Source organism: Photorhabdus sp. RM322S (genome assembly GCF_042879395.1).
Classification (GTDB): Bacteria; Pseudomonadota; Gammaproteobacteria; order Enterobacterales; family Enterobacteriaceae; genus Photorhabdus; species Photorhabdus khanii.
Genome location: NZ_JBHFKW010000018.1, coordinates 85,919 through 103,581, shown reverse-complemented (window position 1 = coordinate 103,581; position 17,663 = coordinate 85,919). Strand labels below are relative to the sequence as shown.

Annotated in this window: 8 protein-coding genes; all 8 read right to left on the bottom strand. The window is 49.7% G+C overall.

The annotated features are described in order from the left end of the window. Positions 1-5,717 (bottom strand): filamentous hemagglutinin N-terminal domain-containing protein (locus ACGF63_RS12635; protein ID WP_387631204.1); only part of this gene is annotated, 5,717 nt, incomplete at its 3' end. Between the two features lie 48 nt (positions 5,718-5,765). Continuing rightward, positions 5,766-7,430 carry a ShlB/FhaC/HecB family hemolysin secretion/activation protein gene (locus tag ACGF63_RS12630; protein WP_387631201.1) on the bottom strand — a complete coding sequence of 555 codons (1,665 nt, stop codon included), beginning with the start codon at positions 7,428-7,430 and terminating at the stop codon, positions 5,766-5,768. A 527-nt stretch (positions 7,431-7,957) separates the two neighbouring features. Next, positions 7,958-8,125: a hypothetical protein gene (locus ACGF63_RS12625; RefSeq protein ID WP_387631198.1), complete on the bottom strand. Its 168-nt coding sequence runs from the start codon at positions 8,123-8,125 to the stop codon at positions 7,958-7,960. Between the two features lie 64 nt (positions 8,126-8,189). Beyond that, positions 8,190-10,664, bottom strand: a complete 2,475-nt coding sequence (locus ACGF63_RS12620) for a pentapeptide repeat-containing protein (RefSeq protein ID WP_387631195.1) — start codon at positions 10,662-10,664, stop codon at positions 8,190-8,192. Positions 10,665-10,668: 4 nt separating this feature from the next. Further along, positions 10,669-10,950 carry a hypothetical protein gene (locus ACGF63_RS12615; protein WP_387631192.1) on the bottom strand — a complete coding sequence of 94 codons (282 nt, stop codon included), beginning with the start codon at positions 10,948-10,950 and terminating at the stop codon, positions 10,669-10,671. Then, complete coding sequence (locus ACGF63_RS12610) at positions 10,889-11,233, bottom strand: hypothetical protein (protein WP_387631189.1); 345 nt, start codon at positions 11,231-11,233, stop codon at positions 10,889-10,891. The genes ACGF63_RS12615 and ACGF63_RS12610 overlap by 62 nt, the downstream gene beginning before the upstream one ends. A gap of 15 nt (positions 11,234-11,248) precedes the next feature. Next, a complete protein-coding gene (locus ACGF63_RS12605) occupies positions 11,249-12,523 on the bottom strand; it encodes a hypothetical protein (protein WP_387631186.1) in 1,275 nt (424 codons plus the stop codon). Next, entirely contained in the window at positions 12,516-16,964 is a 4,449-nt protein-coding gene (locus ACGF63_RS12600) for a hypothetical protein (protein ID WP_387631183.1), read from the bottom strand. Before ACGF63_RS12600 ends, ACGF63_RS12605 begins: the two co-directional genes overlap by 8 nt. Positions 16,965-17,663 lie beyond the last annotated feature (699 nt).

The following is a 17,663-nucleotide window of genomic DNA, read 5'->3' as shown; positions in this document are numbered from 1 at the left end:
GCTGTACCGGTTGTCAGCATCAGGTCATTTCCGGCCCGCGCCGTCAGTTGTTGACCGGCATTAACATGGGCAGCAGTGGCCTTCAAGTCATGCCCGGCTTGCAGTATCACATCACCTGCGCCGGTTATCTGGCTGCCGATATCCTGTTGTTGGGTCAGATGGCGGGTGTTACCGCCGCCCCAGTCGCCGCTTTCTGTGTGTTGCGTGTTTAAGGTCTCCAGCGTCAGGTCATGGCCTGCCGTTATCTCGGTGTGGCCGTCTTTACCGGCATTTTTCACCTCACTGGCGGTTAATTGCACATTGTTGATGGCGCTCAGCGATAAGGTGCCCTTATCGTTCCGCACATAAATCCCCGCCGGACGGTCCAGCCAACGGTTAGCTTCATCTCCGCGCACAGTCGATGCACTGGTGATATCGCGGCCTTGCAGGGTCACCCGGTCATTTCCCTGAATCTGGCCGCCCCGGTTGGTGAGCGTCTGTTGGGCCGTCAAATCCACTTTGCCGCCACGAATAAAGCCGCTGTTGGTCAGATTGTTGGCGGTCAGTTGGGTCACATCCCGCCCGCTAATCGTGCCGCTGTTGGTGATATCGCCCTGACTGTTAAGCGCCACGGTATGACCGGCCAGCAGGGCGCCATCACTGCTCAGGTCGCCCTGACGGACGCGCGCATAAACCTGCGGCACGGTGACCACCTCGGGGGTGCCATCCGGCAGGGTCACGGTTTGGTTGGTGAGCCAGATAATGTCCGAGGTCAGCAGCGCCATCTGCGCCGGGCTGAGGGCTACCCCCGGCGTTAACTGTTGCTGCTGACCAAAGGCGATACCGGCATCCATCAACGCCTTAAACTGTGCTTCATCGTTATGGTAACCGGGCAGATAACGCTGGCCGGTCAGTTGAGTGATTTGGTCGCGCACCAGCCGCTGTTCGTAAAACCCATCGCCTAACCGTTTGTGGACCAACGCCGGGTCATGCGTTAACTGTTGCCGCATGTAGTCCGAGCCCAGCCACGGTTTGTATTGGGTAAATTTCGGGTCGGTCTCCACCAGATAGTGGCTGTCACTGCCCGGTTGCACAGTATACAGGCTGTTATCCGGCAGGCGGGTATCCGGGGTGACCACGCGTATCACCGGATCGATAGTCTGCCCTTTAACCGTTTCCGGGGGCAGAGGCAGTTCGAATGGCTGGCCGGGGGGTAGCACCCGCGGCTGGCCGTTTATCCCGGCAACGGGCTTCACTGCGGTAGGAGCCTGTCGTACCTGACCGGTTTGTCGGTCTGTGAGGATAATATCAGTACCTTGCGGGCGAGTGTGGTCCTGCCAGGCCAGCGCTTTCAAGTCGAGAGTTTCCACTACCGGCGCGGGGTCATAACCGCGGCGGCTTTTCCCCTGGGAAGTTTTGGTGCCGAACCGGTGCCAGCGTTTGGTTTTTTTGGCGTACCAGTGGGTCCGGCGACCTTCATCGGTGGTGATACGCTCGCCCTGAGTGGCAATATTATGCAGCTCGCCGATTTCCCCGCCTAGCGCACCGCCGGCAACAATCTGGCTGTCGTGATTGGTGACCTTCGCACTGTTCAGCGTGATAGTGCCGCCGGCCAGCATTTTACCCGGATCACTGTGTTTGACCTGGGTTTCCCTGACGGTACGGGTGTACTGATATTCGTAAAAGTCATTACTGCGGCTGCCGTCCGGCATGATGGCATCGTGTATGCCGTATTTGTTGCGGCGGGAGGTGTCGACCTGCGACCAATCATACCGGGTGGTCTGGCCGCTCAGTACCGCGTCGTGATGGAGCGATTTTTCCGTTTCGACAACCTGAGTCACCACCCCAGCGTTGGTATTGTGGATCTGGTCAGCGTCAATTTTCAGGTTGCCCCCGGCTTCAATCGTCGCCGCAAGGTTCTCAAGCTTACCAGCCTGACCGGTCGCTGACAGGGTGTTATCCAGTTGCCCACCCATGTGCATGTCGCCCACGCTGTAAATCTGCGCATGATGCTGGTTGTTGAGCGTTCTGGTGCCGATATCCAGCCGATTACGCGCCGCAATCACGGCGGCTTTGCCGTCCTGTGCGGTGTTATTCAGGGTCCCCGTCTGGAACGCGAGTTGATCACCGTAAATGCGCCCGGTTCCCGTGTTGCTCAGGGTGTTAGCGGTGAGATGCGTGAGGTCGCCGTCAATCAGCCCGGTATTGTTCAGCGTGTCATGCACATTGACCTGGGTTTTACCGGCACTGATTTCAGCTTTCTGGGTATTAGTCAGGTTTTGCGCCGCCAGATGCAGCGTCTGACCGGCTTTCATCTGGCGATCATTGAGAATATTGCCCGCCGTTTTCAGGGTCAGATTGCCATTAGCCGCCGTGTTGCCAGTATGGTGAAAATCCTGGGTTAAGGTGACCGCCATATCGCCCTGCGATAACAATTGGCCGTCACCGCTGAGGGCCCCGGCGCTAATGTCCGCCTGCTTCCCGGCAATCAGAGTGCCCTGTCGATTGTTAATCACCAGATGCGGTTGCGGTGTTTCGCCGTTGATAATGAGTTGTTTACCGCCCGATATCAGCCCCTGGGTATTATTTACGGTCTGGCTGATGTTCGCTTGCAGGTGATTGGCCGCCCGTAAGGCCCCCTGGGTGTTATCCACCTGTTGGGCATGAATCGTCAGGTTTTGCGCTTCCAGCCCGTTATCCGCCTGCGCCGTCTCGCGGTTAATCAGGTGAGCCGTGTTCAGGGTGAGCTGCGTGCCGCCACGGATCAGGCCGCCAGTGTTATCGGTTTGGGTTTCAACATTGAGTGTGGTGTCGCCCACCGCCTGCACCTGCCCGTGATGATTGTCGAGCTGGTGAGTGTTCAGGGTTAACGTGTCCACGGATAACAGTTTGCCATCCCGGTTATCGGTCTCCGTTTGTCCGGTGTTGAGGGTCAGTTTTCCTCCCTGAACATGACCGTGACGGTTATCCAGTTTGCCACTGGTGACCGTGGTCTCCCCGTCACCGAGGATAAGGCCCTGTTGGTTATCCAGTAACTGCCCGTCGGTATCCAGATTTAATGCGTCTGCGGATTGTAAGGTCCCATTGTGGTTAGTGAGTTGCCGGCTGTGAATGTCCAGTCCACCATTCCCGGCTATCTGTCCCCGCGTATTGGTGAGCACGGTGCTGGTCAGCGTGGTTTTGCCGTCCGCCGCGATTATCCCGCCGGTGTTATCGATGTCGCCGGTGCGCAGGGTCAGGTGCCCGCCACTGAATAGCAGGCCACCCTTTTGGTTTTTCTGCTCATTCTTTTTGTTGATGAGTTGATGACCGTGGGTATCCACGGTCATCTCTCCGCCGGATTGTAATCGTCCGGCGGTATTATTCAGTTTGCCGCTATTTAAGCGCAAGCTGTCCTCGGCGATGACTTGACCTGCGGTGTTGGTGAAGGCCTGCCCGGTAGTCTGGCTATCGATATGCTGCGCCAGTAATTTTCCCTGCGTATTGTCCAGCGCCTGACTGTGGGTGATCAGCGCAGTTTTCGCTTCAATCTGTCCGTGGGTATTCTGAATATTTTTCTTGACTGTCAGGATGGCCCTGTCGCCGGTCGCCACAAGACTCCCTTGTTCGTTATTCAGCCAGCCGGCAGTGAGCCGGAGCGCGTGACCGGCTTCCAGACGCCCCGCCTGATTATTCAACAGGTCCTTCACCGTCAGCGTCAAATTGCCACTTTTGGCGGCCACCAGGTGGCCGTTACGGTTATCCAGAGTCGTGGCTTCAAGGATCAGGTCGCCGTTACCGCCAATCTTGCCCTGCTGGTTATCCAGCGTTTTCGCGGTGAGGGACAGCGTATCGTTGCCCCGTTGCTGCATAACACCGCGTTGATGACATACGGTGTCGGCTTTCACGGTGATTTTATTGGCGGAGGTGACGGCATCATTCAGTTTCAGGTCATGAGCCTGGAGGTCCAGCTCACCGTTGGCGAGCAATTGGCCCTTATCACCCAGCCACCGCTGGCTGTTGAGTGACAGTTTGCCATTGCCCGCCAGTTGCACGGTGCCCTGCGTATTGTCCACTTCTTGCGTAGTCAGGCTGAGGTTATCCCCCTGATTGACGATGTTGCCCTGCTGGTTGTCCAGCTTTGCCGTTGTTATCGTCAGCCCTTTTCCGGTATTGAACAAGGTGCCGCCATTGTTACTGAATGTTTGAGTATGAAACGCTAATTCACCCTGACCGGTTTGGTTGATAGTCCCCTGATGATTCGAGATATTGGGCGTGCTTAAGTGGATTTCCCGCGCCACCAGTTGCCCCTTGTCGTTGTTAAACTGCCCCGGTGTTTGAGCGGTAAAACGGTCTGCGTTGACGGTGGCGTGAGCGGTACTTATCCCCTGTTGGCTGGCAGTCAGTTGAATCTGACTGGCTGCGGTCTGGCTGCCGCTTAAGTCAATTTGTTGACTGTGGATAGCCAGCGTGTCAGTCGCCAGATTTTTCCCGCCGGCCTGAACATGTTGTGCCGTCAGGGTCAATGAACCGGGCCGGGTGGTTTTCCCTTTATCATCCAGCCCGGCAGCCCACACACTGTCCTGACTGCTGTGTATCGTGTATGCGGTCACTAGGGTATCGCCCCGCGCCTCCACCCGGCCCTGATTCTGTAGCGCCCCGCCAGCCTGTAAATTGACCGCCGATTGTGACAGCAATTTGCCTGAGTTAGTGACATCAGAAGACGAGGTTAATTGCAGCGCATCACGGCTGCTGACGGTTCCCCGGTTCTCAATCCAGCCCGCTGCGGTAATATGCACTTCACCCGCCGCGGCACCCATGTCGCCGGCGTTGCGGACCCCCACACCCGCTTCGGTGCCTATCAGCTGGATTTTATGGGCATACATCCCGCCCAATGCCGTGCTATCCAGCGCGAACAGCGGGTGGGCCTCTTCCTGCGCCGCGGATTTTTTCGTGATGTTCTGATGTGCCGCGTCCACGATATTGCGCCCGGTGGTCACTTTCAGGTCTTGCGCGTGTAATTTGGCGTTGATGGCGACGGAGCGGGCAATAATGTCGGTGTAGTTTTGCTGCCGGCTGTCCAGCCCGTGTCCTTCAATGCGCACTTCGCCCTGATTGACGTCAAAGCCTTTCAGCCGGCCCTGTTCTATCAGGGCCTGTCCGGTGGTCAGCGTCGTGCGATGCGCGTTGATAAAGCCGCAGCCGTTGCAGGTAATCCCCGAAGGGTTGGCAATAATCACGTCCGCTTTGCGTCCGGCGACTTCAATCCAGCCGTTGAGGTGACTGGGGTCACGGCTGTTGACTTCATTGAGGATAATGTGGGCTTCCCCTTTCGCCAGCCACGGATTGCCGGCCACCATGCCGCCGAGTTGTGTTGGGGTAGCGCTGGCGCTGTTATTGAGGATAACGCCGGGCTTATCCACATCAAACTGGCGGTAGCGATTGTGGGAAACGCCATCAGCACCGGGGGTCTGGATATTGACCTGCGGCGTACCATTGGCGCTACGAATGAGGGTCGGCTGCTGACGTCCCGGTGCCTGTTCATCAACCACAATCGCTGCCTGTGCCGTGAGTGAAATCCCGCCAAGGGCGAATAACACCCCAAAGCGTAGCGCAGTAAGCCGACAACGACGTTGCGGTGAAGAGGGGCGACGAGTACGACGTCCGGTTCGTCCCTGTCCGGCCCGCGCTATCTCGGCCACCACCATCCACATCTGACGGGCCTGATTAAAGATAATACGATATAACTGCTTGTTCATGATTTTTGCTCCACACAACACTACCCACTGGCAGTTTTGCTATTTGAATTAATACTGCCAATACAGGTTGAATCCGGCCGTGACAGGGGAAGTTTGGAAACCGGCGGGTTTGGATAGCGGAACACCGACAAACAAGTCGTAGCTCACCCCTTTCAGGCTGCCTCGCCACCCCAGGGCACTCCCCGCCAGGTGTTTTCCGAGCAGCGCGTCGCTACCCGGACCGCCCACTTCGCCGTAATCTATCCCCAGATACAGCGACTGCCCATGCAGCGGGGTTTGCCAGTCCAGTTCGTTCCGGCTGTACCAACCCCGGTCAGCGGATAAGGTCAACTCGCCATCAAAGCCGCGTACCGTCCAGCGGCCGCCCATCGAGAATCGATCCTGGGGCGTCAATGGGCTGGCGCTTATCTGCCGCAGATACTGGGTTTGATAAGAGAAGGGCTGAGCAAACAGCGTTAACGGCCCGGCCAGCGTCGCCGAGAATTGGGTGATTTTAGGTAAAGCCGTGCCTTCATTCCGGGACTCTTCCGGCGCAGGTTGCGCGCCAAACCAGCGCATGCCCTGTTGGTAAGTGACTTTGGTATCGAGAGTGGCGTTGCCGATAGTGTGATGATGGGACAGCCCCAGCTTCCAGCCCGCGGTTTCCCGGCGCTGAACATCAACTTCGGTCTTATCAATAAAATTGCGCGAAGTCCGACGATAAATTTCACCGTTAAACCAGGTTTTCTGGTCAGCGTTACGATGTAGCACCCGACTGAGCTGGACCGCCAGGTTTTGGCTTTTGCCCCGGTATTGAATCGCCTGATTCAGCCCGGCTATCGTCTGGGTATAATCGTAATGACTGGCCGTCACGCTCGTCATCCAGTAGCCAAATGGCAGTGAGTAATAGAGCGTGTTGTTTTGGCTGCCTTTCCCGGCAGACGCGTGAATATCGCGCCCACCGGAGAGATAAAACAGATCACTCAATGCCAGCGGGTTATCCAGAAAAAAGGTTAACCCACCTTGATAACGCCCGGTGCTTTTGGATCCGGTATCATCCAGATAAGTGGCAACTCGCCAGTGCCGTGACTGACGCCAGTCCAGTACAATATCACTCTCCCCTGGCTGTTCTGCCGGGACAATCTTCATATCCGCCTGCACGGTCGGGAAACGTTGCAAGTTTTCTAATCCTTGCTCAATGTCCCGTAAATCCAGCAGCTTGCCTTCACGCGTGGGGAATGGCGTGAGGTGTTGAATGTAATGGCCGCTGTCCGGGGTATAGCGGATATGCCGGATTTTGCCCGGGATCATCACCAGTTTTAAGGTTTGGGTATGCAGATCCTGACGAGGAGCCAGAACCCGGCTGGTGACATAGCCATGATTGATGAGCTGATCTTGCAATTGGGTCATCAGCCGGCTAATGCCTTTATCACCGAGGCAATGGTTTTCGCCCTGTTGAGCGACACGCCTGAACGGTAACCAGTGCGGGAAATTTTCGGTGCCTGCCAGTCTGACGTGGGAGAGAGGAAAACACGGGGTTTCCACCGGAAATACGGATGACACCGCCTGTTCGGGTACAGACAGGCGAACCTCCGCAGGCGGTGGCGCTAATTGGGCCTCCAGCGCTTGCTGGCGAGCCTGTTGATGGATCAGTTGTTGATCTGCAATGTCTGCGGCCTGACTGCCTGAAACCACGCTACAAAAAACCGTCAACACCCAAATACTGCTTTTCATTGTATGTCTATTCCACAATTACGAAGCAGTATTAACCCCCCATTGCACTGAGTGATCAATGTTCGTGATTAATAATCAACCAGGCAACTAAATTGGGGGTTGATTAATTAAGAGACTAACAAAAACAAGACGTTATATTTTTATCCAAAAAATAGACTCATGTTATTACAATGTTACAAATTATATAAAAAATAGATTAATATTAGTTATTTAATAACCAATGTTAATAATTTCAAAATAATTTTGTTTTTTGTTTATTTTTGTGACCAATATCACATTTATGATGTTTAATTTCAGGATAAAAGCACTTGCAATGTGACAATTGTCATTAATAAGTGATGAGATATTACCTTTTCTGATTAAGTTAGATGATGACTTTTAGCTCAGTTGGCAGGACTGGCGCTGGGCTATTTCGGATTGGGGGATAACCATCAGACTCCGTAATTCACTCACAGATTGGAAAAAATCATAAATCCTAAGGAAACAAAGGCGGATTTATCTATGCCAGTTTTGCTTTTTACCGGATTCTAGCTAAATATCATTAATTCCCTTATTAAAAAGGGACATTTATTATGCAAATCCGCCACTAAAAATTTATCTAATGAATGGTTTTTACGTTTTCTGACCCGCACGCCCCCCGGAAAACGGCACCCCATACCGATAATGGTAATCGACATATTGTCGCTTTTCATCATATTGATATCCATAGTGATATTCTTTACTCCGATCAGTCGATTACCATATTATCGCGCTTACTCATTAACACCATTCGGTCGGGCTGGGAATACATTTCGGCGGATGCGGAGGTAATCCCGGTGTCATCAATGATTGATAGCTGATACCACTATTCAGTAACTGATAACGCAAACCACTTGGGCAGGTGGTGGCACCATCCATCGCCTGAGTGATATCAATTGTCACCCCAAAAGCGATATTAACCGGTTGTAATGTATTGTCAGCCGCAGTACGGATGATACGTAATGGCGATCCACCACAAACTTGCAAGTGGTTATTGCCGACCTCACTTACCCGAATCACAATAAAGTTACAATATCCTCGGTAACTCAGATCAGTATCCGGCGGCTGGTTGGAGATAATCCAATATTGATCATTTTGTTTTTCGATGATTTTAGCATTAGACAACAGGCTATAGCCGTTATCGGTAAATACCTGACGCAATTCCTTTGATATCACGCCACTATCTAATGAACTCATCAGCTCAAGCGCCGCGCTGAATAAAGGAACACCTGCCAACTTATTACCCGTTTCTTCAAACGGCAAAGCTACCGCGCCATTCGTCAAATTAGCACCGGTTAATTTGGCTTCCGTAAAGATAGTGCCTTGAATTGAAGCAAAAGCCAGAGATGCCGGTTTAAGACCTTGGGTGGGTTCCAACATCGCCTTGCTGAAGTCAGTACCGACTAGATTGGCATAGGATAAATTCGCCCCATATAACCGCGCCTGAGTGAAATTCATCGTCGCTAAGTTCGCATTCGACAAGTTGACTTGTTCCAGATTAGCATTATCGGCTCTGGCGTCGCTGCCGTACCAATGAGCACCGGACATATCAACCGCATAGAGATTAGCGCCAGTCAGGATAGCATTAGGCATAAACGTGTTGGCAAGAATCGCGGCATTGCCGCCATTGTCTTGAGCAACATCTAATTGCCCATTCTGACGGTGGACAAATAGCGGTTTACCCTCATGTTCGACCAACCAGTTTTGACCGGGTTGACGAACCAACACCTCCGCCTGACCATTAATCAGCACTTTACCCTGATACAACAGACGACGTAATTGTTCGGGCAGTTGCTGGTTATCCAGCGACTGAACCTCGGCTTCATCCAGATATGCCACTGTGGATAAAGCACCAAATTGAGCGCCAGTCAGATTAACACTCTGCAAACTCGCATTGGACAAATTCGCCCCAACTAAAGAGACATTACCCAAGACAGTAGCACCGGCTAGATTAGCGCCGACCAAAACGGCACCGTTGAGTGATGTATTATCCAGATTCGCCTTCTTCATCGATGCCATCAGGAATATGACCTGATCCAACCTCTGCTTGCTCAGATTGACCCCATCCATCTGTGCTTGAGTAAAATCGGTCTTAGCGGTAATCGTGGCATCAACCAGATCCATCCCTGTCAGTACCGCCGCTAATAAGGTACTGTCGCTAAGGTTTAGTTGGCTATAACCGGTGGTTAACGATAGACGGGCATTGGTCAGATTAGCGCGACTAAAATTAACATTATTGATATTCGCCCCGGTAAAATCAGTCCCCACTAACGTGGCTTGATTAAAATCCGAGGCCTGCAAGGTGGTATTTTGCAAATTCACCAACGTCATGATTGCCTTAGTAAAATTGCAGGAAGCCAGACTGGAGCCGCTTAGATCAACATTAACCAGATTTGCCTGAGATAAATCGGCATTCTCCATTATCACTGAAGGTAACACTGCACCAGAGAAATCCGCCCCGGGCGCTTGTAGACGATTCAATATAGGCTGACCACCACTGCTCTTACAGCCACGAAAAATGGCATTCGGTAGCTCAGCGTCAGGCATATTGGTATCACTACCCACAACACACTTTTCAAAAAGCGCACTTTCGCCATGAACATGCGTTAAATCAGTTTTACTTAAATCACAACCACTAAAATTGCAATTATCAACTTTGACATTAGTTAAATCAGCGCCAAGCAATGTAGAACCACGCAGGTCAGCATTGGACAAATTGACGGCCATCATCACCATATCATTCAAATTTTCTTCGGCGAGATAGGCAAAACGCAAATCTGCTCCCATCGCCCCCCATTCTTTGAGAAATTCCAGGCTTTTTGTCACTATGGTACGAGTAAATTGGGCTGATAGGGGCGGATTGCTACTGACCGCTTGCCAGATCAACCCAGATTGCTGCGCCACCAAATAGCTATCACCACGACTACTGATACGACGAAGACGAAATCCAGATCCTCCCACCTCTTCCAACTGGATCTCAGCAACTGTGCCATCGCGCGGTTGATTAGCCTGAGGAGTATTACCGCTCGCGGCCAAATATTGACCATTGCCTGCCTGTAACCAAAAGCGAGTCATGCCATAAGCATTAATCATTTGATTCATCGCCCCTGATTGCCTGGCGGACAGGCTGAGCGTACCATCCGCCTGAACAGTAATCAGTTGGCCTGAAGTCGCTGTAAATTGCCATTTGCCAGCAAAAGATCTGGATTCACTCATGTCATTATCCTCGCGGCAATTGATTTACAGAAACTTTTCCACCTCTCCCAGCCTGACCACCGCTGGCGCTAATACCTCCAACGCCATATTCTCCATCAAGTGCATGTGAACCGTCACCATTTACACCACCACGCCCGGCTATTCCCCCAGCACCACCTGCCTGCCCGAGTCCGCCATTCCCGCCATTAGAGGTGGCAGATACTGGTTTTGGTGAGCTAGTCTGGTTATATCTGCCCCAAACATTGCCACCGCCCCCCCGGTTTGCCTGACGATGACGAATTACCACGACCCCCATTGCCGCCGTAACCCGCTATGCCGCCATTATTGCTAATGCGTGCTACACTCTGTACGTCAAAACGGGTACAAAGCAGGGCAAACCACCAGCTGGAACCTGGTCGACCACCCTGGCCACTCTGACCAGATTGACCATCGCCACCAGGGCTACCGGCAGTGGGTGGCTTACGACGAGAAGCATTCTGACCATCAGCACCCCGTTGACCATCAGCGCCATTGGCTCCATCAGCACCATTCACACCGTTAGTACCCAAAATTTGAATATCTGCGACCATAACTCCTCCTTGCGGTTATTGTTTTTTGCCGTTGACATAAACTGAACCTACAGCACCGGCTTTTCCGGCAGCTCCTGTGGTCCCCGATGAACCACCCTTACCTGGGTTACCACCGCTACTACCTTTACCACCAGCACCACCGGCACCACCAGCACCACCGTTGCCGCCTTTGCCACCGTTACCGCCTATCGCTCTGGCCTGGAACGTCGCACTTCCTCCTTCCTGGTAAGTAAAATAGATGTTACCGCCGTCACCTGCATTACCACCGTTACCACTGTTACCACCGTCGCCCCCATTCCCCCCATTACCACCATATCCAGCATTACAGTTGTTGGTAGAACCACCGCCATTCCCTCCTTTTCCACCATTACCACCATTACCACCGTTACCACCATCGCCACCATTACCGCCTTGTGTCAGCATATTCACAAAACCGTTAAGGGTACCTATTTTAAAATTAACATCACCCGCATGCCTACCGTTCTCGCCATCACTTCCTCTGGCACCCTTAGTACCACTACCACCAGCGGTACCGTTCGTAGCCGACTTTGCGCAAGAGTTTTTATTATCTTTACCAGCACTGCCATTACTGCCGTCTCTTCCAGCGGAACCATTGTTTCCGCTCCCACCATTGTTTCCGTTACTGCCAATACTTTCAATGTTCGGGCCATCATTATCACCCGGGGTTGGATATGGTTTTGGGGAATTAACTACGACGACTTCGTTCGCCTCAACCGTGCCATTGGTCAAATAAATAATCTTGCCGCCAGGTTCAATCGTTATCTTATTAAACACTAAGTTGACAGGTTCACCGTGACGACCTTTATTTCCGACAATCAATGGGTTACTTGCAGTGACAACGATATCTTCACCACTGTATAACGCGACTTTCATCGGAAAACGTTTAGCATTCAGAATATCTTCATAATCTTTGACTAAAGGAGAATAACCATAGATATAAGCACGGAAAGCTTTACATATATCAGCATGATTACCGGTGACATTCGCCAATCGTTCAGCAGAATAGGGTTCAGGCAACGGATGATGGGGTTCCATTCCGCCCGTGCCATACTCACTGTCAGGCACCCCGCCAAGTTCCTTCAACTCCTGTATAGTCTGTACGGTAAAAAACGCGGGTGGCACAGTAGCTATTTTCGGATCGTGAGAAAATACTATTGGCCCGTCGAAGTCCGACGTTTTTAATTGTTTTAGCTGCTGTTCTGTACCAGTCAAATGATAATGCTCACGCAACTCAGCCAAAGTTTCGTTAACAGATTTCATTTTATTCATGGGTATTCTCCTGAGTTTGGGTATAAGTTTGTACGTTTAAAATCACAGAGGCGTCACATATCAGTTGTCCAACTTGCTTAACAGTCAGGGTGTCGACGACTACCACGATCGGTCGTGAAGTCGGATTACTAATATTCAGAACCGCGTCATCAGCAATCTCCAGTTCAGCAATCGCAAAAACATCAACTGTTGCCGGCAAGGATATCGGTGCATCAACTGGGGGGATGCCAGAAAGGATCAACAGCTCCGCTGCTGACGACACTTCTGCCGGATAAGCAGGAGCCAGTGACTGTGGATCGTTAGGGCGTAAAGCGCCTTGCGACGAAGATGAAATAACGACTTTCTCTGTTACATCGTTCTCCGAGAGACCTAATAACTGCAAAACCGCTTTAAATCCTGAACTATAATTTTTTAATAACATATTTTTCTCCGAGAAACTGTAGACAGAAATAATCTGCAAATTATCGCTATCTACTGTGCAAATGACCGGGTAACGGGTATTAACATCTGTAATGATGAAATAACCATTGTTATTGATAGTTTCGATAGTTGCCTGATGACTAAGAGGGTGTTTGTTATCAGCAAAAACTGCACGGATTTTGTCCATGTCGTGTTGTTGGAATATCGGTAATTGATCGATACCCAGATCAAATATCGGCGTGGTTGGTGTCCATTGGCTTATCTGGGGTTGGGTACGCTGGTTTTCCCCCAAGAACTTGCCGTAATTCATTGCCACCAGAGTCCGGAATGGATCTATCGCCAAATGTGCCGCCACAATATGCTGGCGTTTAGCCGGATCAGGGACCAGTGTCGAATCAGGGACAGTGACTAGGAACTTACCGTCAGGCTCATAGATATCAAGGATATAATCCGTTGGATCACGTCCTTCATTACGGTATGACAGAATATAAATATATCCCTTAGACTCGACCGCCACATCCAGATAAGTTATGCCGTCTGGCTTATTCAGTGGCATATAGGACAGATAATCAGCCACGACAATTTCAGCCAGATTCGTTGCATCAAGGGTTAATAGCCAAGAGCGGGCGCCCGCAAGATCATCAATTTGCCATTTGACACCTTGACCGATAGCGATGACCCGTACATTACTTAAATCGTTATATACAGATACCGTTTGTCCCTGAGCGGTCAGCGTGTAAGTCGCGGGTTTCTGCGGGTCATATACCAACCAGCTCTGCCCTTGCTGTATCACGTCAACCGTTGTGCTGCCAACTGGGTCAATATTACCGTCTGCGGTCTGGTTATAACTCAGATAGATCCCATCCTCAGCAAAGGCGGCAATAATCTGCTCATCCAGAACTCCAGTATTCAGCGAACGCATAAAGCTCGGATCACTGTTACCAAACAGGAATGTCAGCCCTTGTTCACGAAACGCTTGTTGTAATGCCGGGGAGAACACCTGAGCATCCAGTGTTGCCTGATACTCAGCAGTAGCCAGTTTAAACAGTGTTGCCCCTGGAAAACTTGGAAATGGGTTCCCTTTAGTATCGAACGCCTGAATACGGGTATTGATTGTTTCCAGTAATAAGATGCGACCATCTGGCGTGATAGTCAGGGCAATTGGCCCATGAGTTAGCCCTTGTCGAACCCCTTCTCCAGAAACAATCTGTGCAGCCGGAGCCTGATCATCCGGATAGCCCTGATCACCCAACGCCAGGATCTGCATCTTGCTATATTGCCAACTGACAGCAATGACATAGCCGCTCGGATGAACCACCATCGCATCCAGATGAGGAATAGTGAACGTTCCCCAAGACAGCGGATTATCCGTCAAACCAAAATCATGTTTGCCGTCACGCAAGTCCACCCGACGCAAATGATATTCACCGAATCGTGAATCAATAATAAAGTTATAAGGCGTGATGGTTTTGTCGTCCGGCCCCTCGCCAAAACTGTTATAACTGATCAAGGGTTGTACTTTGAAACCCACCTTAGATAATTTCAGACGCTGATTCAGCGTGTCGTTGCTCAACGTGGAAATGTTTTGCAACACATACATCTGACCGCTATTGGGCGGACTGGATGGATCTTCCAATGGAATATTCTGACCAGAAGCTTGGCAACAATAACCAACCTGATAATCTGAATTCAGTATCGTCATATTGACCAATTTGCAGATGTTATTGCCTACATTGCTACAATTGGTTGAAGACTGGGTTTCCAATGGCACGCTGCCTTCAATCCACTGATATTCCTTCTTATCGCTATCGTAAGACAACTGTTCCCAATATTCGTATTGAGTGACCTGAGTCAGAGGCACTAACATCTCTTTTATATTGCCACTGACGCGCATGATGCCCTCATTAGGGTTGTCTGGCTGCGCATTCAGCAGCTCACTGGTGTAGCTCCCCGCTAACCAGCCAGTAGCAGAATAAACATTAGCCTTGATTTTGAGGGTGCCACCCCAACCAACCGAATTGAAATTAAAAGATAGCGGCGTATTGGAACCGGTTGTAGGTAATGGAATAGTCTGGGTGTAATAGGTGCCGTTGGTATATTCGACCGTCACCTGGCACTGAACGCCCACCGGCGGCCAGATTGCAGTTTCCGGGCGACCTGTTTCACCATGAGCAGGATCGGGATGCAGGGTAAAAGCCAGGGTCATCTGGCGCTTGATATCCACTTCTAATGTCGCCGGCGTGGAGAGCAATTCCCCTGTAGTCACTGCAATCTGAGCCAAATCTAGCGCAATTGAAGCAATCCTGAACGCCCAACCCACAACAGGAACCGCCTGAGCGGCTGCACTGGCTGCAACTTGGGCTGTAACATAAGTGGCTAATGCTTCCAGTCCTTTTTTAGCCAAAATACCAATAGCAATACTGGCTAAACTGGTGAGCACTTTTTTAGTATTGAATAACGCTGAACCAACAGCGGCACCTCCGCCAATTAATGGGAAAGCAATACCTGCTAATATGGCAACGTTATCTTTATTAGAAATAAAATCTTTATACCACTGGCTATTGGTCACTGCGGCACCAGCCAACATCATCAGGGATGGAATACCGTACTGGAACATCCCGGTTAAAATCACACCCGGCCAAACAATCGGGTTTTCCCAACGGGAAGTTCCCAAGCCACCAAACAGGAATTTAGCCGCCTGGGCTTCATCCGGCCAAGGCAAGCCAAAATTAGTGGGATCAGTGGGCATCGGAATTCCCATGATCGTATTGACATTAGCCAACACTCCAAGGGCTTTTTGTGATGGTGTTTCGAATAATGCTGCCAACTCTTTAGGGAAATAAAACGGCCAATCACCGTCAACCGTTGGATTATCGATCGGCTGTTCCATTTGAGTGTCTTTAAAGAATTGAATATAGACACCTAGCTGACGTAAATATTTATTCTTAAAATCAATGGAAAAATGGCTTTGACCGGGATCGTAACGGATGCTGTCAGCATACACATCCATACCGTGATTAGGTGTGCGGTTAGTGGCAGTCCAAATTTGGCTGGTATCTCGCGGAACATTCAATGCTGAAGTTTGATCTTTGAACTCGGTAACGTCGAGAGACGCACTTTGGCTGACACTCCAGTTATGATTTTGCAAACGGGTGTCATTATGCGAGGTTCTCAACGCATTAGAGGCCGGCGATCCTGAATAATTCTCTGTTTCATCCGATAGATTATATTGCATCACCGGATCACCTTCGGCGAAAATCACCTGCCCATCTTTACCGACCCAGTCAAATTCATAAAACATCTCGTTGCCATCAGGGTCAACCAATTGACCATAAGTGGCAAAACCACCTGTCTCTGTCGCAGGTCCCTGACTCGATATTGATATAGCCAATTCATAAACCCGGTTATATTGCTGTGGGTCTATTTCCTGTGGTGGGGCAATATGTGCATTCATCACAATTGATGCTGCATAAGCCTGACTGTTAGACAATTCCGGGTGGGAAAACACAATAGAACAGGCAACCTCCCAGGGTGTTTTCACTTCATTAGCCGCAACCAACAAATCGCTACAATGAATAGGGTTTCGTGCTAAATGTTGGCTATTAACACCGAGAGCGCTAAGTTTACCTGGCAAAGCCACCGCTATATTATTTACGGCCAGTTTTTCTATGTTACGTTTGGCATAACGACGTAAATGAGCGTTAGGGATATGGTAAGAAAGATGGTAAAGAACCGGTAACGAAGAACGGTAAGGCCCAGATTTATCACCAACCACTTTAATTAGAGTAACGTGATGAGGTAAAAAATAGTGTTCAGGTATTTCTGCGAAATGGCTAATACCGTGCGAACCATAGCGTAGAACCATATCTATCGCAGGGTTATCAGCCGCCGCTCTGGCTAAACTTGACTCATCATGTTCTTGCAACGGTATATTATGTTCACCAACCCAAAGGCTTAATTGACTGGAGTGGGTACGTAAATGGCCTTGAGCTAGGTCAAAATGTAGAATTTGCGTTTTCATTTAGATTTTATCTCTCTTAATGATTATTTTTGTTATCACAACAAACACTCAACAACCGTATAAATAATTCGGCGGAAAACTCTGAAAAAATAATTATCATGAGAATGGCCACATCCCCCTACAAACTTATTTTTCAAATGAGAAACACCTAGAATTAAGTAGAAAAATATTTATCTACTTTACAGAAAGCAATTGCATGTGATATTTAAACTCCACAATTAATAATATTAATGTGATTTTCAATTTTTTCCATTACTTAAAGAAGATATTTATGTGACGCATAGCTATTTTTTAATGTTAGCCAATTAAGAATTTCAATTTTGAATTTTCATTACCCGATATTATTAGCAAAGAAAAACAAAAGAACAACAATAAGACACGGTGATATTTTTCAATAAGTTAACAAGATAAAAATATACAAATAATGAAATCATTAACATGATTTAAATTAAAATCAAAAAATAATCACTTATAATTATAAAACCTATCTTCAATAATAAAACCAACCTTTAAACAAATTAATCTCATAAATAAATTCTTAAACGACATATCAGAATCTAATTTTATTACCAATAATAAACCACTCTGTTCACAATATTTTCCAAATGTTTTAAAAATATCATCAATACTGTGAAATGAAATATTATCTTAGCGACATTTCAAATCAAAATAACCGAGTCAGACCGCAATACCCTCGTT